Origin of the sequence: Prevotella sp. C561, assembly GCF_000224595.1 — a bacterium.
GTDB classification, from domain to species: domain Bacteria; phylum Bacteroidota; class Bacteroidia; order Bacteroidales; family Bacteroidaceae; genus Prevotella; species Prevotella jejuni.
This window is the reverse complement of the sequence record NZ_JH114147.1, coordinates 142,650-163,425: the sequence shown is the minus strand read 5'-3', so window position 1 is coordinate 163,425 and position 20,776 is coordinate 142,650. Positions and strand designations below refer to the sequence as shown.

The window sequence follows — 20,776 nt, the reverse complement described above, 5'->3', positions numbered from 1 at the left end:
TTTACTTTCTCCCTTCTCTATACGTAGAAGAGTATTCTCTCGACACATAGAGAAATATTGCCAACAAGGCTTATTAAAGATTTCTACCCCTTCCTTGTCCAAATTGCTATATTAGAAACTATACTGAAATCCTATTGATGCAAATTCCTTCAACTGCCAGAAGGCATAATGGTCATCACGACGTACTCCATCGTCAAAACGAGGATAGATAAATACCCGACTTGAGATGTATCGATTGAAGCGGAAGGTAAAGGTATTCTCCCACTCTAACTCTGTGCGTTTATACGTAGAATAGCCATACAGACGAGTCTTCCAAGTCAACGACTCCATCATCTTCCATTCTAAATCTACAGTAAACTCAGAACCGAAGTCATGCAGGAAATGATTACCATCCTTGATACCCAAACGGCGAGTCAACTCCAACATGCGAGTGTACTTCATGTTATAAGCCAAGGGAGCTAAATGGAAGTTACCCTTCAAACGGTGGTTCATCCAGTCGACCGAGTAATCCATACCGATAGAGAGGTTTATGTTCAACGGAGCAACGAAAGCTGAATATACCTTTGGGTCGTTAGAGCGATAAGAACGACTAAATTGTGTATTACCAATAAACTGCACCGTATAGTACCACCGCTTCGTTGCCTGTAAGCCAAGTTTAGAGGTGAGCCGTATCAAGTCTTCTGTACTCTTGAAACTATGCAAAGAGTCTGAACGACTACTCTGTAAACCGTATTTCAGTTCTAAACGGTTTTCCCATTTCAATTTCTGTTTATTGTTGTAATTGGCCTGCATCACCAAAGAAGCCAATGCTGAATAGTTACTTTCGCCACCTCTATACCAGTTCCCAGAAACGTAGTTCTGCAGGAATTGCAAAGCATAATCACCATTAAACGTCCAGAAATTAGGTCGTTTTATCATAACCTCCACTGGCACTGTCGTTGGCTCAACAGGTGTTTCTGGCACCTTCTCGACCAATGTTGGGTCATGATGGATTGGCGCATTTATATCATCCAACTTTGTCTGCTGCTGTTGTACCATCCTATCAGTCCCTCTGACAAGGTCAGGACGTGTCAGATAAAGGTGCATCAACTCTGACAAAATAGGGTTGTCATTTCTATCTCGTGTGAACAATTTCTCTGCTACATTACCATAATAGGTCAACGGTAGAAACAATCGCATATCATTCCTACGCAGTCTCTGTTCACGACGTATCTTAGGCTTTTTTGACGTAAAAACACTGTCTTTTAATGCGTTTAATGAGTCAACATACACTTGTATCTTATCCATTGATGGTCGTTCATCGCTACGAACAGAGACAGGATGACTCACTTGAGCAACAGCGCCCAAGCATATCATTAAAAATAATGTGATTAAAAAGTTCCGTTTCATCATACTTAATATAATGTGCAAACTTACAGTATTTTTTTCAATTTACGGCCCTATTTACTGAAAATCTTAATCACTATAAGCAATTTACCCATATAATTAGTTGTCTTCCACTTCATCCTGAAATGAAAGACAACTAACTCTTACATCCAATGGTTATGGTATTTCTTGAATAACAAAGAATACTCCTTAGCGTTGTCTTAAAGATTTAATTTATAGCCTACAGACACCTCAAATACGCTGTTACGAGAAGAGTCGCCTTTCTTGTAAATATTAAAGACTCCCACATGATATAATGCTCCTAACACAACATTTTCGTACTCATAGCTTACACCAACTGGTATTGAAAGACCAAACTTACGCATACCATTCTTCATATCGATAGTAAACTCATCCTCATGGAAATTAGACTTTTTACCCTCCTTGTCTACTTCATACGACTGTTGTACTTCATGATTATTAGCATTAAACAGGCAGGTTGGTTCTATACCAACCTTAACAGAAAGACCTGGCAACAACTTATTATGAACTAAAATCGGCATACTCACATAATTTATTCGCAAGTAACGATCATAAACTGTAGTGTGTTCATCAGTATAATCCTCCAATTTACAGCCTGCTTGAACAAATGATAAGCCAGCAGAAAGACTTACGGCATCAGAAGCCTGATACATCACATCAGCGCCTCCAACGAACCCTAACAATGCATGAGGTTTAACCTCTACAGTCATGTTATCGCCCACTTCGTAAATACCAGACCCACCTAACAAAGAAGAAATTGACACTCCTACATGCGGTATCACTGACCATGTACCCGGCTTGTTCTGTGCCATTGATACCAAAGTTGATGTAACTAACACAATTAGAACTGCTATTCGTTTCATAGGTTTTGTATTTTATTTTGTTAAATATTATGTCTGTTAAACGTATTTTACATGATTTTATTGCAATACCTTATACTATTTGTGAGTCTTTCATCCCCCGAAAGTTATATATCGAGTTCTATTTACATGCCTAATATTGAGAAATATTGCAATTAAAGTCTTTGATTTACACCAAACCTTACCAACGGATAACAGCCATAACACAGACAAAAGATAGCCTCTTCACAGCTTTCTATGATACGAAAAAAATCTTTACATCTACATTCTATATATATGTCTTAAAAACCACGAAGACCCCCCAACAATCATCTTTGTAATCAACAACATATCAAATGGTTATGAACTCGTTTCAAGAAGAGGCCTAATTAGGGGCAAGAAGGGCGTCTCCAAGAGGCAAGAAGGGCATGTTCTTGAACGTAATTAGGCGTCTTCTTAAACCTTGAAGGGCAAGTATTGTTTTGGAGAGACAGGAAAAAGGTTTACAAACTCAACCTTATTGACGCTCAAAACGAAACCTTTAAACTCCTTCCCACTCCATCTTCTTCCAACGTTTCAATACTTAAAACATAGCATGCGAACAGCCCCCACAGCATGTATCAAGGTTCCACCCGTATGATGTGAATGGCAGGTGAAATCGAATCAAAGAGCTACCACAGTCCTTCATCATTTAAGTATCTTTTATCATTCTGCTTATTCTTAAGAGAAACTGAAAAACATGTCTTACCCACTTGTCCAACCCCACTCGAAAAAGTAGCAAGCGGAAACATCCTTTTCAAGGGAGTTTTGAATTTGCTGTCATATCTGTCATCGTATATCATCACCTAAGTCACTAACTGACAGTAGAATTACATGAAATGTTAATTATGACAGCAAATAAAAATAAAACTATTTTCGTAGTTTACGGAATAGTATCTCTTCTGTTAGAGTCGCCTAAGTCCTAAATTGCTCGGAAGAATTTCTTTTAATCAAACCGCTCTCTCCCACCCTTCCACAGTGGCGTGTGCAAAAGTTTCACCTATTATCTCTAAATAAAATATAATTTCTTTTGTCATTACCTTATTTTGCTGTATCTTTGCAACAACTTTGGTGTATTATACCTTATTAAAGAAATGGCAAAAAAAAGAAACAAAGCCCGCAGTCGTCATAGTCTGCAGGTTGTCACACTATGTATCAGTACAGCTATGGTGCTGATGCTGATTGGTATGGTCGTACTTACAGGCTTTACCAGTCGCAATCTTAGTTCTTACGTGAAGGAGAATCTTACTATCACCATGATTCTCCAGCCCGATATGAATACGGAGGAGAGCTCTGCTCTTTGTCAACGTATTCGCAACTTGCATTATATCAATAGCCTGAACTTTATCAGCAAGGAGCAGGCTTTGAAGGAAGGAACTCGAGAATTGGGTGCTAACCCTGCCGAGTTTGCAGGTGAGAATCCATTTACAGGAGAGATAGAAGTACAACTAAAGGCCAACTATGCCAACAACGACTCTATTCGTAACATCGTTCAGCAACTGCGAACCTATCGTGGTGTGAGCGACATCACCTATCCACAGAGTTTAGTAGAGAGTGTAAACCAAACGTTGGGTAAGATTAGTCTGGTGCTGTTAGTCATTGCCGTCTTGCTCACCATTGTCTCCTTCTCTCTGATAAACAACACTATCCGTCTGAGTATATATGCACGACGCTTCTCAATCCACACGATGAAACTCGTTGGAGCATCATGGAGTTTCATCCGTGCACCATTCTTACGACGCGCTGTATTAGAAGGACTCGTCTCTGCCCTATTAGCTATTGCAGTCTTGGGGGTTGGGATATGCTTCCTCTATGATTACGAGCCAGATATTACAAAAGTATTGTCATGGGATGCATTGGTTATCACAGCATTCGTTATGTTAGCCTTTGGTGTGATTATTGCGACCTTCTGCTCATGGTTGTCAGTAAACAAGTTCCTGCGTATGAAGGCAGGTGACCTCTATAAAATATAAACAAAACGTAAATAAGGTAAAAGACTTCTTAGGTGGTGAAGGCTGTCTTGTCTTAACTCCCCCTAACGCTCTTGAACTCCTCAAACAAACAATATGGACAAAAGAAATTTAGCTTTTGGTAAGACCAACTTTATCTTGTTGGCTATAGGTATAGCCGTTGTTATTATCGGCTTTATCCTTATGAGTGGCGGATCCTCCACAGAGACGGTATTCGACCCAAATATCTTTAATGCTCGTCACATCACAGTAGCACCTATCGTCACCTTTATTGGTTTTATCTCTATCATTGGTGCTATTCTATATCAGCCGAAAGAAACGAAAGGAATGGAGGACTAATGACACTTTTACAAACGATTATTATCTCTATTATTGAAGGACTGACGGAGTTCCTTCCAGTGTCATCTACGGGTCACATGATTATCACTCAGAAACTTCTGGGTGTCCCTGCAAACGATGAATTTGTACATGCCTTCACGTTCATCATACAGTTTGGTGCAATCCTCTCTGTGGTATGTCTATATTGGAAACGCTTTTTCCAAATCGACCACACACCAGTACCAGCTGATGAGAAGTCTAAATTCAAAAGATTTATCCACCCTATACGCTTCTATTGGTTGCTATTTGTTGGGGTTATTCCAGCATTTATAATTGGTCTACCAGCTAAGAAAAGCGGTCTACTTGATTGGTTGCTTGAATCTGTATGGGCTGTTGCAATAATGCTCGTAGTGGGTGGTATATTCATGCTCTACTGTGACAAGATCTTTAACAAAGGAAAAGAAGAAAACCAGATAACAGAGAAACGTGCTATCCGCATTGGTCTTTTCCAGTGCTTATCTCTCATTCCTGGCACAAGCCGCTCTATGGCAACCATCGTGGGAGGTATGGCAAGTGGGTTAACACGCAAACGTGCAGCTGAATACTCATTCTTCCTTGCGGTACCAACTATGGCTGGTGCAACCGTACTTGACATGTATGACTTGTTAAATAGTGACAGTACATGGGCTTCTGCTCATAACCTTACAATGCTCGCTGTAGGCTGTGTTGTATCATTCATCGTTGCGCTATTGGCAATGAAATGGTTCGTAAGTTTCCTTGCAAAGTATGGTTTCAAATGGTTCGGCTGGTATCGTATCATCGTTGGCCTTATCATTATTATAATGCTGCTCTGTGATATTCCACTGAATATGGTTGACTAATCTCATATACTTATCATACTAATGAACTTCAAAGAAGGAGTAATCATCCCTATTGACAAGCCCTACGGAATCACCAGTTTCAAGGCGTTAGCACACGTACGCTACCTTTGTACACAGGCGAATGATGGGAAGGTAAAGATTGGTCATGCCGGTACATTAGACCCTTTAGCGACAGGAGTTCTCATCCTTGCAACGGGTAAGATGACAAAGCAGATTGAGACTTTGCAGACTCACACAAAGGAATATACAGCGACCCTACAGTTGGGTGCTACCACACCGAGCTACGATATGGAACATGAGGTAAATGAAAATTTCCCAACAGAACATATTACAAGGGAGCTGATAGACGCTACACTACCTCAGTTTGTGGGTGATATCGAACAAATTCCACCCACTTATAGTGCTGTGAAGGTGGATGGTAAACGTGCTTTCGACTATCGAAGAAAAGGTAAGGAAGTAACGCTGAAACCTAAGAATATTCGCATTGACGAGATAGAAATATTAGACTTCGATGTAGAGAAGATGCAACTCTCAATCCGTGTCGTCTGCGGTAAAGGTACTTATATTCGTGCATTGGCACGCGATCTTGGTCGTGCGCTGAATAGCGGGGCCTACCTTACTGCCTTACGTCGCACACGTGTTGGAGACGTCAGAGTAGAAGACTGTGTCAATTATGACCAGTTTGACGCATGGCTCCAGCAACAAACAATAGAAAAATAATAAACTCCCCAATATATAAATATGAAGCTTTCACAGTTTAAATTCAACTTGCCAAAAGAGCAGGTAGCCTTATATCCACATTCTTCTGAACGTGTTCTGACACGTACTGATGGTAGCACACAGACCTTCACCGTCACTCGTCGTGATGAAGGTAGGCTGATGGTGTTACACCGTAAGTCAGGAAAGATTGATATGTTCAAGGCTGATATCGACGGTGAACCTACTGAAGAAGACTACATCCGATTCAAAGATGTATTCAACTACTTCGATGAGGGAGATGCCTTTATCTTCAATGATACGAAGGTATTCCCTGCTCGTCTATATGGTACAAAGGAGAAGACTGATGCGAAGATTGAGGTATTCCTCCTTCGTGAACTCAATCAGGAGATGCGTCTTTGGGATGTATTGGTAGAGCCTGCACGTAAGATTCGTATCGGTAACAAGCTTTTCTTTGATGAGTCTGGCACGATGGTAGCTGAAGTTATAGACAATACTACCTCTCGTGGTCGTACTCTCCGCTTCCTTTACGACTGTCCGCACGATGAGTTCAAGCGTGAGTTATTTGCTTTGGGAGAGGCTCCATTACCACGCTACGTCATTGATAACCGTCCTAAGGAGGATGGGGAAGAGTTTGCACACGCAACAGCTGACGACATGGAGAATTTCCAGTCTGTCTTTGCAAAGCATGAAGGTGCCGTGTCAGCACCTGGTACAAATATCCATTTCTCTGAACACATGATGAAGATGATGGATATCAAAGGCATCAAGAAGGCCTTTATCACACTACATTGTGGCTTAGGCACCTTCCATGATATTGAGGTAGAGGACCTTACAAAGCATAAGATGGATTCAGAGGAGATGCACATCAATGCTGACGCATGTCGTATCGCTAACGGTGCTAAGCAGGCAGGACATCATATCTGTGCTGTTGGTGCAAGTGTTGTCAAAGCTACAGAGACAGCTGTTGGCACTGATGGTATGATAAAGGAGTATGATGGTTGGACCAATGAATTTATCTTCCCTCCTTACAACTTTGGCTTTGCCGACTCAATGCTGGTGAATTTCTATCATCCATACTCAACACTATTGATGGAAACAGCAGCCTTTGGAGGTTACGACCTTGTGATGGAGGCATACGATAAGGCGGTAAAGAATGGTTATATGTTTGGTTGCTTCGGCGACTCTCTACTGATTCTTAACGATTAATATGCACATAGTTTATTTATCCCTCGGCACCAATCTTGGTAATAGAAAGGCCATTATGCACGAGGCGATAACACGAATAGAAGGAAAGATTGGCACAGTATTGCGCCAATCTTCTTTCCATGAGACAGAGCCTTGGGGCTTTGAAAGCCCTAATCTCTTCCTCAATTCCTGCGTATGTGTCTCTACCTCTCTTGCTCCCCGACAGTTATTAGAGACTACTCAAGCCATAGAAATAGAGATGGGACGAGTAAAAAAGTCTATCAATGCACAATATACAGACCGCATCATAGATATTGATATCCTGCTTTATGACAAGCTAAACATCAATGAGCCTGACCTTATCATCCCCCACCCTCTTATGGAAGAACGTGATTTTGTAATGCTTCCCTTGAAGGAGATATGGGAGGAGTAAGCGCTCTTCACACCGTAAAATAAACTAAATCTATTTGTCGGAAATATTCTTAAACTTATACAACCCTGACGTAAAATATAACAAACCCAAACTTTGACTAATAAGATAAACAAATGAAAAGAACATTATTATTTGTGGTAACTGCGTTTACAAACATCTTCCTTGCCAATGCAGATCCTATCACTAAAGCACAAGCTTTGAGTATAGCTACCAAATACATTAGCAATCCCAAACTATCGAACGATACCCCCAAGACCCGCTCATCACAAGCTAATGAGCAACCTGCCTATTACATTTTTACTAATCCAAACGACAAGAAATTCGTTATTATCTCTGGAGAAAGTAAACTCAACGAGCTCGTGGGTTATGGAGATAAGATGACAGAAAACCCCAACGATAAGCCTCCATACTTCAAACTGTTCTTAAAGGAATATGAACGTGTTGTAAAAGAAGTGCGGTCTAAAGCTACAGCTACTACCCCACAGCGTCCTATCAAACGAAAGGTAGAACCCTTGCTTACTTGTAAGTGGAGCCAGTATGACCCTTTCAATAAGTACACCCCACTAAGTAATGGACAGCATACACCTACTGGTTGTGTTGCAACAGCCACAGCACAGGTGATGTTCTACAACAAATGGCCTAAGAATCGACCACAAGATTATATAGCATCGACAGGTGATGATGCTAAGAAGAGCGCTACTTATTGGTGGGATGAGATGAAGAACACGACTAATGAGATGAGAACGGAACATTCTCGACAAGCCGTTGGCGTATTGATGTCTGATATTGGTAAGGCTGTCAATATGAGATACTATTATAGAGGTAGTGACTCAAACTTACAATATGCTTGCAATGCACTTCGCGATAAGTTCGACTATACCGTGCGTTATCTTGACAAAAACTTCCTTCCTGCCAATGACTTCCTCAATGAGGTGATGCAAGAAATCTCAGACGGATATCCTGTCTTAGTGGTAGGTGGTCCTCATGCCTTTGTTTATGATGGCTATGATGAGCAGGGCCTCATCCACACCAATTGGGGCTGGGGAGGTGAAAACGACGGATACTTCGACATCAACATAGTTACCCTTAATGTTTCAGGCTTTGCCCTCAATAGTGGAACATTCTGGGACGATATCTCAGTTGTCTTTGCCCATCCTAACGACGGTAAGGCTACACCTTTCAAGGATATAGAACGCGGATTAGATGCAAGAACCACCACATCGCTCACTATTGACAAGACAGAAGCAAACCGTTCTGAAAGTTTCAGTGCAAAGATTGAGAAGTTAGGCTCGTATAGTTCCGTGAAAGGTGAACTTGGTGTATTCACTGGGAAGGTTGCACTTGCCCTTTATAATGACAAGAACGAACGAGTAAAAATCTTCAACTCAACTGCAAGCGACCAGACTTGGGCATCTATCTTTACTTCCATGTCCTTTGATGTTGCTGATATTAACTTTAAGGGTATTGCTGACGGAAACTACCGTTTAGTACCAGTATTCTCTGAGATGCTCGATACCAAGACGAAGGAACATGGTGACTGGAAACCTATCAATCACGCCAATGAAATAGAAGTAAGACTCACTCCAAATGCAGTACAATTCAATACAAACAACCCAAAGGATGTAGTTATTATTGAGAAGGCACCAAGCCTACTTGCACCTTACTATGAAGGTTCTGGATTTAAGGGTGCATACAGCTTTACGATGTACAATCCTGGACGTGAAGAAGTGCGTGGCGAACTTGTAATGACACTTACAAATCAAGAGACAAAGAAAGAATATAATGGTTATCTACTTACTCCAAACGTTGTTGCGCAACGTCTTGGACGAACAACCTTTGTCATTAATATGCTCCCACTATATTACAACAAACCAAGTTTAGGGAATCTTCCAAGAGGTAAATATGACGTCAAACTATCAATAAAAGCCAATAGAAAAGGAACCGAAGTAGAGATTCCTATTGACATGAAAGAGCCATTCGAGATCGAAGTATTACCTTATGTCAATAATGGAAATATCGAATTAACTTTCCTCGACTACTATGTCGATGGTGAATACGCCAATTACAGCACCTTCCAACTTAATAAGATAAAGAATATCAGTCTGCAAGTACATTCTAAAGTATCTGGCTATCAGATTAGGAATGGCTACCGTGGTCCAATTCATTATCGTCTGCTCGATTTGACAAGTAACAAGTGGATAGACTTGGGTACCATCAATAATATTTATCTTCCATGTGATGCAGACAACAATGCAGCACAGACACGTATCACCTTTGCTGCTTCTCAATTAGAGCCTAATCATTCATACGAGATACATATTGAGGTTGAAAGGGATGGAAAACGAGAAGACATTTGGAATCCAAATGTGTTACGCAACACATTCTCTACGGTTGATGAGTTGAAACCTACTGGTATTAACTTGCTTAAAACCAAGCAGAGCAGAGCACTGGACATCTTTACCTTGCAAGGGCTTCGCCTATCACAGCCTTGGGAAGAACTCCCTGCAGGTATCTATATCGTAGATGGTAAAAAGATAATTAAGAAATAATATAAGCTAATCCTATCTTATAACAGATACAGCACGCATAGAGAATGTGAGCTTCTTAGGAAGAAATAAGAAAGAAATCGGTCATTGAGTATTATTATTAAATACCCATTGACCGATTTCCTATAAATAGAAAGATATAGTAATTAAGAAAACCTTTATATAGGTTCTTCCTTTCCTTGCGTTCTTTTTAAAACTTAATCAAGCATATAGCAAAAGTAAGATAGCATGAATAGTAAATGAAAAAAGGTAAGAAAGTAAGGTATGGACAAGCCAACCTTAACTTTCTTACCTTTATTTCGTTGCTTCTTAAAAGCTTACTTACGGAGACCCAAAGCCTTGATAATAGCACGGTAGCGCTCAATGTCACGATCGTAGAGGTAATCGAGCAATGCACGACGCTTACCTACGAGCTGTGTCAATGAACGAGTTGTAACGTAGTCCTTGCGGTTCTTCTTAACGTGCTCAGTCAAGTGCTTGATACGATAAGAGAAAAGAGCAATCTGGCTCTCAGCTGAACCTGTGTCAGTTGTACTCTGTGCCTTACCATACTGAGCGAAGATCTCTGCCTTCTTAGTCTTGTCTAAATACATAATTTGTTTGTGTGATTAATGTGATTTGCAATTACATCTTTCCGTCGTTAGCCGCCTTAATCACAACGGGTTACGACATCAAATGCATCGGACGTTCCGAAAATGCTGTGCAAAGTTACAACTTTTTATTGGAACCACAAACGTTTTCCATTTTTTATTCGTACTTTTGCACCATAAATTTAGCGTAAGCTTTTTTAAGGTAATTAAATGCAAGATATTCGTAACATCGCAGTTATTGCGCACGTAGACCACGGTAAGACAACCTTGGTTGATAAGATGATGCTCGCAGGAAAACTTTTCCGTGACGGACAAGACAACAGTGGAGAGGTTCTCGACTCTAACGACTTGGAGCGCGAACGAGGGATAACAATTCTCAGTAAGAATGTAAGTATTAATTGGAAAGGAGTAAAAATCAATATTCTCGACACCCCGGGTCACTCTGATTTCGGTGGTGAGGTAGAGCGTGTATTGAACATGGCAGACGGTTGTCTGTTGCTCGTTGACGCTTTTGAAGGTCCTATGCCACAGACACGTTTTGTGCTACAAAAGGCCCTTCAGCTTGGTTTGAAACCAGTTGTTGTTATCAACAAGGTAGACAAACCAAACTGTCGTCCTGAGGAAGTATATGAGATGGTATTCGATCTCATGTGCGACCTTAACGCTACAGAAGACCAGTTGAATTTCCCAGTTGTCTATGGATCAGCTAAGAATGGCTGGATGAGTGAGGATTGGAAGAAGCCTACAGATAACATTGAATATCTACTTGACCTTATTATTGAGGCCATTCCAGCCCCTAAACAACTTGAAGGAACACCACAGATGTTGATTACATCTTTGGACTATTCAAGCTACACCGGACGTATTGCCGTTGGTCGTGTACATCGTGGCACACTGAAGGATGGACAGAACATCACTATCTGTCATCGTGACGGAACACAGGAACGCACTAAGATTAAGGAGCTTCATACCTTCGAGGGTATGGGACATAAGAAGACAGACCATGTAGACTCAGGCGATATTTGTGCTGTGATTGGTTTGGAGAAGTTTGAGATTGGTGATACAATTGCTGATTTTGAGAATCCTGAACCACTACCACCAATCGCTGTTGATGAGCCAACAATGAGTATGCTCTTCACGATTAACGACTCTCCTTTCTTCGGAAAAGAAGGTAAGTTCTGTACCTCTCGTCACATTAGCGATCGTCTGAATAAGGAACTTGAGAAGAACCTTGCACTGCGTGTGCGTCCTATGGAGGACTCTATGGATAAGTGGATTGTTAGCGGTCGTGGTGTACTTCACCTCTCTGTCCTCATTGAGACAATGCGTCGCGAGGGCTATGAGTTGCAGGTTGGTCAGCCACAGGTTATCTATAAGGAGATTGATGGTCAGAAGTGTGAGCCTATTGAGGAGCTGACAATCAACGTTCCAACTGATTTCTCAAGTAAGATGATTGATATGGTGACTCGTCGTAAGGGTGATCTTCTCGGTATGGATGCTGAGGGTGAGCGTGTGAACATCACCTTTGAAATACCATCACGTGGTATCATTGGTCTACGTACCAACGTCTTAACAGCCAGCCAGGGTGAAGCTATCATGGCACACCGTTTCAAAGATTATCAGCCATTCAAGGGCGAGATCGTACGTCGTACAAATGGTTCAATGATTGCATTGGAAGCTGGTACTGCCTACGCTTACGCTATCGACAAACTACAAGATCGTGGTAAGTTCTTCATTGATTCTGGTGAGGAAGTTTATGGCGGACAGGTTGTTGGTGAGCATGTTCACGACAACGACCTCGTTATCAACGTTACGAAGGCAAAGCAGTTGACCAACGTCCGTGCATCTGGTTCTGACGAGAAGGCACGCGTTATCCCTAAGACTGAGATGAGTCTTGAGGAATGTCTTGAGTACATCAAGGGCAACGAGTATGTTGAGGTAACCCCAAAGAACATTCGTATGCGTAAGATTACGCTCGATCATAATGATCGTAAGCGCGAGAGTAAAGAATAAATCTTATTTCAATCATAAGACGAGGGGCGGCTATCCGATGGGGGGTAGCCACCCCTTTCTTTATTACTAATTTTTTGTTTATTGTAGTTGCTGTCACTTTTAACACTTCTCATAACAGTCTTGTAGTTAGTAGATTATAACGTCAATATTATGACAGTAGTGACAGCAACCTTAAAAATGACCATCTTCTTATTTTGTCCCTTCCGTTAGTTTTCCTCTATTTTCATTTGTTTCATTAATGGATTATAGCTATTTTTGTATTCGAGTTTGTAGCCTTTTGTATAACTCCTGTTTGTTATATCAAAGGTAAGATATTATTGATTAACAGATATGTAAAGTAATAGTTTATGTTAGGAGCAATAGTTGGAGACATCATAGGGTCAGCCTATGAGTTTAATAATACGAAGCGGAAAGAGTTTCATTTGTTTACTCCGAAGAGTAAATTCACAGATGATACGGTGATGACGTTGGCTGTGGCTCGATGGCTGTGTGGCGATAAGGAACATCGCAAAGAAACACTGGTTCGACACATGCAAGAGCTTGGTAGACGTTATCCAACGGCTGGTTATGGCGGTAGTTTTATGCGTTGGTTGCATAATCCAGAGCCTCAACCTTATAATAGCTATGGGAATGGTTCTGCTATGAGGGTGAGTCCCGTTGCGTTCTATGCGCATAGTTTACAGGAAGCATTAGGTCTTGCGAAGATATCAGCAGAGGTGACACACAATCATCCCGAAGGCATAAAAGGAGCACAAGCAATTGCTTCCTCCATTTATCTTGCACGTCATGGGGCAACGAAGAGGGAGATTAAGAGCTATGCAGAGGAGCAATTTCATTATGATTTAAGTCCGCAATTGGATGATATCCGACCTACTTATTCCTATGATATGTCTTGTCAGAATACTGTCCCACAGGCTCTTTTAGCATTCCTTGAGGGTGCCAACTTTGAAGATGTGATACGTATTGCAGTATCCTTGGGTGGTGATTCAGACACAATAGCAGCGATGGCTGGGAGTATTGCACAAGCATTTTATGGTATTCCTCAAAACCTTGCATCCTATTGTTATGCACTGCTTACACCTTACTTACGCACAATTCTCAATAAGTTCGAAGAAAGTATAGGAGTGCTGACTCCCGACCCTTTCGACATTGAAAGATTTATCAAGGCTCAGAACGATGACAATACCTACCAACAAGCATTGAAAGAAATCTTGCAAGGGCATAAAACCTCCCATTGGATATGGTATATCTTCCCACAACTGAAAGGACTTGGACACAGTACCTACTCGCAATATTACGGCTTAGCAGATACGGACGAAGCTCGTACATTCCTTGCAAACCCTTGCTTGAATGAACGATTACGTGAGATAACTAACGCCCTACTGATATATAAAGACAGAAATATAGAACGCCTCATGGGTAGCTCTATTGATGCCTTAAAACTAAAATCCTCTATGACTCTATTTGATGCCATTAGTCCTAATGACATCTTTAGCAAGGTTCTTGACGTCTTTTACGATGGCAAGAAAGATAGAAATACACTTCAAATAATAAGCAAGACTTTCAATGGTCATATCTCCAACAACTAATCCTAACTAAACTAAATTGATATTATGAATATTAAAGAAGCCATTTGCCTATGTCGGTCTACATTAAGACAGAACAGAAGATTCATTGCCTTAATTGCTATGATAGTGTTATCTTGTCAGTATATGCAAGCCCTTGATACTGGTAGTAGACAATATGATCCAGAAGGCAAAAAAGAAAATACCGATCCACTCTCAGCATTCTATTCTCATGGCTTACCCCACGATGCTTATCCTGCAGCATACAACGGTAGCGATCTCCCTTATGCACAGTTAAGCCCTAAAAAGAAGCAAGACTATCTTGCCATGAGTTGTCTGCAATCAGGGAGCGGGGCTTTCGGAACCTATTATTTCTTTACCCAACCTATAACAAACTCAGACGGAGATAGCGACGAGACATATTACAATATCTACATGTTTGATAACTCATCAAAGGTATTAACCAAGATTTTCTCTCATCATGTAGACACATATACAGAAATGCAGATAGACAATATCTCTTGGGATTATGATATCAAAACTTTTAACAAACCATACATTTCCAAGTCGGGCGCAAAAGGTATGTTACGTATTAAAAAAGCAACTCCTGTTGTCGTATTATCTTGTACAGATAGAGGAATTACGCCACATGCTTCTCCTCTAACCGTTATCATTAACCCTACCGCACATAAACACAAAGTGCTTACAGAAAAGTTCCTTGGTTTCGTTAGCATAGACGACAATACCCTAATGGTAGCAGAGCAAGGATTAACAAAACGAATAATACTTACAACATCTACCGTCGCTGTGAACAAAGATCTACCAACACCAAAAGGGGCAGATATCTTTTACAGGACCTATCTTACACCTTCCATCAATATTTATTCTACGACAGGAGTAAAAATTGGGAGTAACAGTCTTCCTACTGATGAGGTTGATTGTCTAAGATAAAAAGTAGGTATCAAAATAATTGGAAACGACATCATTTCCAAGAAAAATACGTACCTTTGTTGTAACAAGATTATGAAAGGAAAGACAACAGATAGATGAGCTCTCATCTACTCAGTCACATCCTACCCATAGACCATTTATAAAGACAATTTCAATGAGCACGATTATCTATCCATCCCCTATATTTGGACCAGTCCACAGCCGTCGATTAGGTATTTCCTTAGGTATTAACTTGATGCCAGCAGACGGTAAGATATGCACTTTCGACTGTATATATTGCGAATGCGGATTCAATGAAGACCACCGCACAAAGACTCCCCACCCCACTCGTGAGCGTATTGCAGAGGCTTTGGAGGCAAAGTTGAAGGAAATGCAACAGGACAATATCCACCCTGACGTTCTGACTTTTGCAGGCAACGGAGAGCCCACTTCCCATCCACACTTCGCTGAAATCATCGACGATACAATTCGTCTACGCAACAAGTATTGCCCACAAGCAAAGATTTCTGTCCTCAGTAACTCTACATTCATCCATCGTCCGAAGATTCACGAAGCACTGTCAAAGATAGACAACAACATTCTGAAACTCGATACTATCAATACTGAGTATATCAATAAGGTAGACCGTCCAACACAGCCATCCTACGATGTTCATCGTATCATAGCAGATATTAAGGCCTTCAACGGCCAAGCTATTATTCAAACAATGTTTTTGAAGGGGACAACCGAGGATGGTTATGACGTCAACAACACTACGGAAAAGTTCGTTGCTCCATGGCTTGAAGTTGTCAAGGAGATTGGACCTCGTGAGGTGATGATTTACACCATCGACCGTGAAACGCCCGACCAACACCTGCAAAAGGCCACACATGAAGAACTGGATGCCATCCGTGACCGTGTCATCGCATTGGGAATCCCTTGTACAGCATCGTATTAATCTTTCTATCTTCTAAATAACCCTATCATAGATAGACTCCTATTATAGAAGAGCTATCCAATACGAAAGTATAAACCAACCATAATGGACGCACTTTTGATGCGTCCATTTTATTTTAACGAATGTATAAATCCTACGTCTATTATACTTATAAACCAAATTACTTTAAGCTCAGTTGAGGATTGCTTGCATTACCAGAAGCCTGTAGAGCCTCTTGGTATGTCATAACTTTCCCTACCTCTACAATCTCACCATCCGTATTGCAGACAACACGCTGATACTTTGTATCAACCAACATATCACCATCAAAAACCTGCTCCGCATTTCTGTAATAAGAGAAAGTATTGTTACTCTCTATTGTGACTTTTCTCAATGGGTTAACATCAAAAGTCGCATTACATATATGAAGAGCCTCATTACATATATGAAGAATACTCGTCTGACCATCTTTATCTACTAAGTTTGTAGTTTCAACCAGTGTGTAAGGACTCTTAGCCAGCTCAATTTCCATCATCTTAGCCTTGCTCGTTCCTAAAGGGATAACCTTTAGATAATCGCTAACAGTCCCTTCTTCATTGGTAAGCTGGCTGATGAGCATCTTATCATCAGGCATAATGATATCTTCTTTGGATGATGCATCGACTAATACTCCATCTTCATCATACCATGCATACTCTTCTGTGATACGTACATCACCAGACTTTGACTTTGGTGATTTAACAACAAAGATACAATTATTATCTGAGAGCACCGTTGTTTTACCACTTTTGACATCATACAATCCAAGTGTATAAAGCGAACGACCTTCTGATGTCTTCTTTTGCGATTGTTTTTTAAAGATAATCCATTGCTGCCCTTCAGAGCAATCCATAACCTCCCCACCCTGCTTCACAATTTGATTACAGGGCTTAATCAGCTGATTTTTACTCTGCGCAGAACTTACCATTGGAACACTCAAGATTAAGCCTAAAGCAACCAGGACGTATCTGGTTATCAACTTCTTTAAGTTCATACTATTAATTTAAGTAAGTTATTATATTAAGATTTTATTTCTTACAAATAGATTGTTTATATTCTGGGACAAATATAATGCTATTCTTTTATATTACAAACATTTTTGAATATTTTTTCATTACCTCCTTTATTTTATCTTCAATAGATAGAATATTTACATCATCATACACAATTTATACCTTGAACATAATTAAAACGACAAAAGAGAAAGGTTAGCGCACAGAGAAAAAAGGCTAAAAAACGCCGTAAGGAACAATAGAAAGTGTTTAAAAAGTAAGCTCAATAGTCTATTTAACAATAAGTAAACAAATAGTCTACCATCATTCCCGAATTATTTTCATGAAAAGAAAAATCACAAGTAAGGCTACGCACGCCTTCAATTGCACATGAGAACGCTTGAAACTAACAGCCATAAGGACGAAAAAAGCGGTTCTTCCGTTAAATGTGTGGACGCTTTTCGTAGTGCTTTAACGTAAGAGCCAAAGTTACTCATTAAACAAAAATATAGCTGAGACAGTCAACTATCTATCCTATTTTCATCCTCTTTCATTGAAAATCTTTTCGTTTTAAGACTTCGAAAATCTGCAGACAAGGGTTTGAAAAATCATTACATAATTTTAAAGAAAATACCTATAACTAACGACAAAAATACACACATGAAGCAGGTTTACAATCAACAGCGTATCAATTAGTTATCAAGTATAAAGTAAAAGGTGCTTAATTGGACTTCAAAAGGGCGTTAGCAAGGGTCTTAAAGAGCATCTTTTGCAAGCCAAAAGGGCGTCTTTTAGAAGCCAAAAGAGCATGTATTCAAAATTATGATGTGAAATATTATAACAGAATAATAAGTTATTAGCCTAATTAGCCCAATTGGACTAAATAGCCTAATTAGGCTAATAGGAATAAATTGTTTGTAGACGACAGATAGACATCACACCTAATTACATTTATCATATTGTTTCCCCTCCCTTTATAAAACCATCTTATTGGAGGCAAGCTTACCATGTATGTGGATTAATCTCATTCTATGAACAATCTACACATTTAACGGAAGAACCAAAAAAGCACCTATATAATAAAAATAAAAACCTATATAATAAAAACAAAAAAGGAGGGCTAACCTTGCGGTTAACCCTCCCCAACATTAAAAATTATAGGTATGAAAATTATAATTTACTAATGATTCCAACCTCTGTACCTCTAACAAAGTCGATAATATTACTTATCTCAGTTGAGGAAGGAACCTGTTGTTCTATTTGTATACATGCATCAAACACCGATGTTTGACCATAGAACAAAAGACGATAAGCATTAGCGATATGCTTGAGGGTCTTCTCTTCTACACCAGCAGACTTTTGAATCGTGGTATTAACACCATGGAATCCAACTGGAGAGCCTCCCGCAATAATATAAGGAGGGACATCACGAGAGAATGTTGTACCCGCTTGTACCACAGCATACGACCCAACACGGGTGTTAGCCTTCTCTACAACGTTAGAAGAGATGACTGCACCTGTGTCAATAACACAATCGCCAGCAATCTTCGCACCATACCCAAAGACACAGCGGTCGCCAACGACGGTATCATGACTGATGTGTGCACCCTCCATCAAGAAGTTATCTGAACCAATGACCGTCTTACATCCACGGTGTGTAGCACGGTTTATCACTACATTCTCACGGATAACATTGTTGTTGCCAATTATCAATTCGCTCTTTTCTCCTACGAAGTTGAAGTCCTGTGGCAATGCAGCAAGAACAGAACCTTGGTGCACTTTGTTCCCATTCCCCATTCTCGTACCATTCAAGATACTAACAAAAGGAAAGATAACACAGTTATCACCAATGACAACATCGTCTTCTATGTAAACAAATGGGAATATCTTACAGCCATCTCCAATCTTTGCTCGTGGAGAAATCTCGGCTTTTGGACTAATTACACTACTCATACTTTTGAATACTAAGAATTAAACAAACTTATTACTTAGAGCCACCACCGAGTGCATTATACAAGTTCACGATAGATTGTAGCTTCGTAAACTGCTCACGAATCTGTGAGATTTGAGCATTAAGTAAACTCTGCTGAGCAGTGATAACCTCAAGATAGGTGCTTGAACTTTGTGCATAGAGCATCTGCGTATGTTCTACATTTTGCTTTAAGACATCTATTTGCTGTTGTTGTAACTTCTCTTTCTCGTTAGCAGAGTTGTAGGCTACAAGTGCATTACTAACCTCTGAGCCTGCCTTAAGAATACTGTTTTGCCACGTGTTATACGCTTGCTTATACTTGTCTTCAGCCACTCGTAGACCAGCTTTCAGCTGTCCACGCATGAAAACAGGCTGTGTAAGACTACCCACTACGCTCAATAACAACTTAGCAGGGTTTACCATGCCGTTGCCATTACTCCAACCTCCGGTAGGAGAAATGTTCAATGCTGGATAAAAACGGCTACGTGCCTGCTGTACATTATAGAAGCATTGAGCCAGCGCCATCTCGTTTGCATGCACATCAGCACGATTGCTTAACAGCTGAACACCAATGCCTCCTGCAAAATTCGTTGGTAGACTCTGATTATCAAGGCTTCCACGTACAATCCCTTGAGCAGGTTCGCCAAGAAGAAGACTCAGTGAGTTCTCTGTCTCACGAATCTGACGACGAATGTCTGCAGCCTGTGTCTGTACGCTATAGTAAGCCGCCTCAGCACTCTGAACACTCGTTGAACGAGCACGTCCAAAGTCCATCTGCAACTTCATCATGTCCCAAGTGTTCTTTGTCAGACCAGACATATCATCGACAATCTGCTTCTGACGATCAAGCATCAACAATGTGTAATAGAGATTAGCTACGTTACAAATAAGGCTGGTTTGCACTGCCACCTTATAATCCTTTGACTGAAGAAGAAGCATTTGTGCGGCTTTCTTCTGCGAACGAAGCTTCCCAAAGAGGTCAACATCCCAACTTGCAGCAATAGGAAGCATGTAAGACTGTGTTGAAGAGGTATGCGTTCCAAAATGAGAAATCGTACCTGTTGGTGCGAAGACTACCGATGGTAAGAATGCCAACTTCGCCATCTTAACCTGCTGCTCAGCAATATCAACATTCAAAGCAGCATTGAGCAAATCAGGATTATTATTAAGAGCTTTCTCAATAAGTGCCTGTAATTGAGGGTCGGTAAAGACACTACGCCATGGCAAGTTACCGAAATCGTTAGCCCCCTCAAGTGCGGTCTTGTCATCAATAGGGTCACGCACAATCCCATTCGTCTTAACGTCTGGACGTTCGTAATTGCCATAGAGGCTCTTACAGCCTGTCAGTGACAGAGCTGCAAGGGCTATGATGATTATATTCTTATTCTTCATTATTGTTC

The 20,776-nt window shown here is 40.5% G+C and carries 17 protein-coding genes; 11 read left to right on the top strand and 6 right to left on the bottom strand.

The window, feature by feature from the left end; all coding sequences use genetic code 11:
• Positions 1-111: 111 nt before the first annotated feature.
• Positions 112-1,389: a DUF3078 domain-containing protein gene (locus HMPREF0666_RS10385; protein ID WP_042856285.1), complete on the bottom strand. Its 1,278-nt coding sequence runs from the start codon at positions 1,387-1,389 to the stop codon at positions 112-114.
• A gap of 197 nt (positions 1,390-1,586) precedes the next feature.
• Positions 1,587-2,270: an outer membrane beta-barrel protein gene (locus HMPREF0666_RS10380; RefSeq protein ID WP_009012333.1), complete on the bottom strand. Its 684-nt coding sequence runs from the start codon at positions 2,268-2,270 to the stop codon at positions 1,587-1,589.
• 1,109 nt (positions 2,271-3,379) lie between these two features.
• Between HMPREF0666_RS10380 and HMPREF0666_RS10375 the strand changes: the two genes are divergently transcribed.
• The 7 genes from HMPREF0666_RS10375 to HMPREF0666_RS10345 all read left to right on the top strand — a co-directional run bounded on the left by HMPREF0666_RS10375 (position 3,380) and on the right by HMPREF0666_RS10345 (position 10,341).
• Positions 3,380-4,258, top strand: coding sequence for an ABC transporter permease (locus HMPREF0666_RS10375; protein ID WP_009012331.1), 879 nt, complete (start codon positions 3,380-3,382; stop codon positions 4,256-4,258).
• Positions 4,259-4,351: 93 nt separating this feature from the next.
• Positions 4,352-4,594: a DUF3098 domain-containing protein gene (locus HMPREF0666_RS10370; RefSeq protein ID WP_009012330.1), complete on the top strand. Its 243-nt coding sequence runs from the start codon at positions 4,352-4,354 to the stop codon at positions 4,592-4,594.
• A complete protein-coding gene (locus HMPREF0666_RS10365) occupies positions 4,594-5,454 on the top strand; it encodes an undecaprenyl-diphosphate phosphatase (RefSeq protein WP_009012329.1) in 861 nt (286 codons plus the stop codon). Before HMPREF0666_RS10370 ends, HMPREF0666_RS10365 begins: the two co-directional genes overlap by 1 nt.
• 21 nt (positions 5,455-5,475) lie before the next feature.
• Entirely contained in the window at positions 5,476-6,174 is a 699-nt protein-coding gene (gene truB / locus HMPREF0666_RS10360; protein ID WP_009012328.1) for a tRNA pseudouridine(55) synthase TruB, read from the top strand.
• A 21-nt stretch (positions 6,175-6,195) separates the two neighbouring features.
• Positions 6,196-7,380 carry an S-adenosylmethionine:tRNA ribosyltransferase-isomerase gene (locus tag HMPREF0666_RS10355; RefSeq protein ID WP_009012327.1) on the top strand — a complete coding sequence of 395 codons (1,185 nt, stop codon included), beginning with the start codon at positions 6,196-6,198 and terminating at the stop codon, positions 7,378-7,380.
• Position 7,381: 1 nt separating this feature from the next.
• A complete protein-coding gene (gene folK / locus HMPREF0666_RS10350) occupies positions 7,382-7,792 on the top strand; it encodes a 2-amino-4-hydroxy-6-hydroxymethyldihydropteridine diphosphokinase (RefSeq protein WP_009012326.1) in 411 nt (136 codons plus the stop codon).
• Between the two features lie 113 nt (positions 7,793-7,905).
• Positions 7,906-10,341 (top strand): C10 family peptidase, encoded by a 2,436-nt coding sequence (locus tag HMPREF0666_RS10345; protein ID WP_009012325.1) that lies wholly within the window; start codon positions 7,906-7,908, stop codon positions 10,339-10,341.
• Between the two features lie 314 nt (positions 10,342-10,655).
• Here HMPREF0666_RS10345 and rpsO read toward each other — a convergent pair whose 3' ends face one another.
• The gene (gene rpsO / locus HMPREF0666_RS10340; RefSeq protein WP_004360506.1) at positions 10,656-10,931 is read right to left on the bottom strand and encodes a 30S ribosomal protein S15; all 276 of its coding nucleotides are present in this window, start codon (positions 10,929-10,931) and stop codon (positions 10,656-10,658) included.
• A 207-nt stretch (positions 10,932-11,138) separates the two neighbouring features.
• On the opposite strand from rpsO, the gene typA reads away from it, so the two are divergent.
• The 4 genes from typA to HMPREF0666_RS10320 all read left to right on the top strand — a co-directional run bounded on the left by typA (position 11,139) and on the right by HMPREF0666_RS10320 (position 16,394).
• The gene (gene typA, locus HMPREF0666_RS10335) at positions 11,139-12,941 is read left to right on the top strand and encodes a translational GTPase TypA (RefSeq protein WP_009012324.1); all 1,803 of its coding nucleotides are present in this window, start codon (positions 11,139-11,141) and stop codon (positions 12,939-12,941) included.
• Positions 12,942-13,288: 347 nt separating this feature from the next.
• A complete protein-coding gene (locus tag HMPREF0666_RS10330; protein ID WP_009012323.1) occupies positions 13,289-14,530 on the top strand; it encodes a DUF1810 family protein in 1,242 nt (413 codons plus the stop codon).
• A gap of 24 nt (positions 14,531-14,554) precedes the next feature.
• Positions 14,555-15,457 carry a hypothetical protein gene (locus tag HMPREF0666_RS10325; RefSeq protein ID WP_009012322.1) on the top strand — a complete coding sequence of 301 codons (903 nt, stop codon included), beginning with the start codon at positions 14,555-14,557 and terminating at the stop codon, positions 15,455-15,457.
• A gap of 154 nt (positions 15,458-15,611) precedes the next feature.
• Positions 15,612-16,394, top strand: a complete 783-nt coding sequence (locus tag HMPREF0666_RS10320; protein WP_009012321.1) for a radical SAM protein — start codon at positions 15,612-15,614, stop codon at positions 16,392-16,394.
• Positions 16,395-16,554: 160 nt separating this feature from the next.
• Here HMPREF0666_RS10320 and HMPREF0666_RS10315 read toward each other — a convergent pair whose 3' ends face one another.
• The 3 genes from HMPREF0666_RS10315 to HMPREF0666_RS10305 form a co-directional block, all read right to left on the bottom strand.
• Entirely contained in the window at positions 16,555-17,406 is an 852-nt protein-coding gene (locus tag HMPREF0666_RS10315; RefSeq protein ID WP_009012319.1) for a hypothetical protein, read from the bottom strand.
• 1,168 nt (positions 17,407-18,574) lie between these two features.
• Positions 18,575-19,357 (bottom strand): acyl-ACP--UDP-N-acetylglucosamine O-acyltransferase, encoded by a 783-nt coding sequence (gene lpxA, locus HMPREF0666_RS10310; protein WP_009012318.1) that lies wholly within the window; start codon positions 19,355-19,357, stop codon positions 18,575-18,577.
• Between the two features lie 31 nt (positions 19,358-19,388).
• Entirely contained in the window at positions 19,389-20,768 is a 1,380-nt protein-coding gene (locus HMPREF0666_RS10305) for an efflux transporter outer membrane subunit (protein WP_009012317.1), read from the bottom strand.
• Positions 20,769-20,776: the final 8 nt, after the last annotated feature.

Excerpts from the sequence above, each read along its gene's own strand:
- HMPREF0666_RS10385 (WP_042856285.1), bottom strand. The coding sequence starts at position 1,389 with ATGAAACGGAACTTTTTAATCACATTATTTTTAATGATATGCTTGGGC.
- HMPREF0666_RS10380 (WP_009012333.1), bottom strand. The coding sequence starts at position 2,270 with ATGAAACGAATAGCAGTTCTAATTGTGTTAGTTACATCAACTTTGGTA.
- HMPREF0666_RS10375 (WP_009012331.1), top strand. The coding sequence starts at position 3,380 with ATGGCAAAAAAAAGAAACAAAGCCCGCAGTCGTCATAGTCTGCAGGTT.
- HMPREF0666_RS10370 (WP_009012330.1), top strand. The coding sequence starts at position 4,352 with ATGGACAAAAGAAATTTAGCTTTTGGTAAGACCAACTTTATCTTGTTG.
- HMPREF0666_RS10365 (WP_009012329.1), top strand. The coding sequence starts at position 4,594 with ATGACACTTTTACAAACGATTATTATCTCTATTATTGAAGGACTGACG.
- truB (WP_009012328.1), top strand. The coding sequence starts at position 5,476 with ATGAACTTCAAAGAAGGAGTAATCATCCCTATTGACAAGCCCTACGGA.
- HMPREF0666_RS10355 (WP_009012327.1), top strand. The coding sequence starts at position 6,196 with ATGAAGCTTTCACAGTTTAAATTCAACTTGCCAAAAGAGCAGGTAGCC.
- folK (WP_009012326.1), top strand. The coding sequence starts at position 7,382 with ATGCACATAGTTTATTTATCCCTCGGCACCAATCTTGGTAATAGAAAG.
- HMPREF0666_RS10345 (WP_009012325.1), top strand. The coding sequence starts at position 7,906 with ATGAAAAGAACATTATTATTTGTGGTAACTGCGTTTACAAACATCTTC.
- rpsO (WP_004360506.1), bottom strand. The coding sequence starts at position 10,931 with ATGTATTTAGACAAGACTAAGAAGGCAGAGATCTTCGCTCAGTATGGT.
- typA (WP_009012324.1), top strand. The coding sequence starts at position 11,139 with ATGCAAGATATTCGTAACATCGCAGTTATTGCGCACGTAGACCACGGT.
- HMPREF0666_RS10330 (WP_009012323.1), top strand. The coding sequence starts at position 13,289 with ATGTTAGGAGCAATAGTTGGAGACATCATAGGGTCAGCCTATGAGTTT.
- HMPREF0666_RS10325 (WP_009012322.1), top strand. The coding sequence starts at position 14,555 with ATGAATATTAAAGAAGCCATTTGCCTATGTCGGTCTACATTAAGACAG.
- HMPREF0666_RS10320 (WP_009012321.1), top strand. The coding sequence starts at position 15,612 with ATGAGCACGATTATCTATCCATCCCCTATATTTGGACCAGTCCACAGC.
- HMPREF0666_RS10315 (WP_009012319.1), bottom strand. The coding sequence starts at position 17,406 with ATGAACTTAAAGAAGTTGATAACCAGATACGTCCTGGTTGCTTTAGGC.
- lpxA (WP_009012318.1), bottom strand. The coding sequence starts at position 19,357 with ATGAGTAGTGTAATTAGTCCAAAAGCCGAGATTTCTCCACGAGCAAAG.
- HMPREF0666_RS10305 (WP_009012317.1), bottom strand. The coding sequence starts at position 20,768 with ATGAAGAATAAGAATATAATCATCATAGCCCTTGCAGCTCTGTCACTG.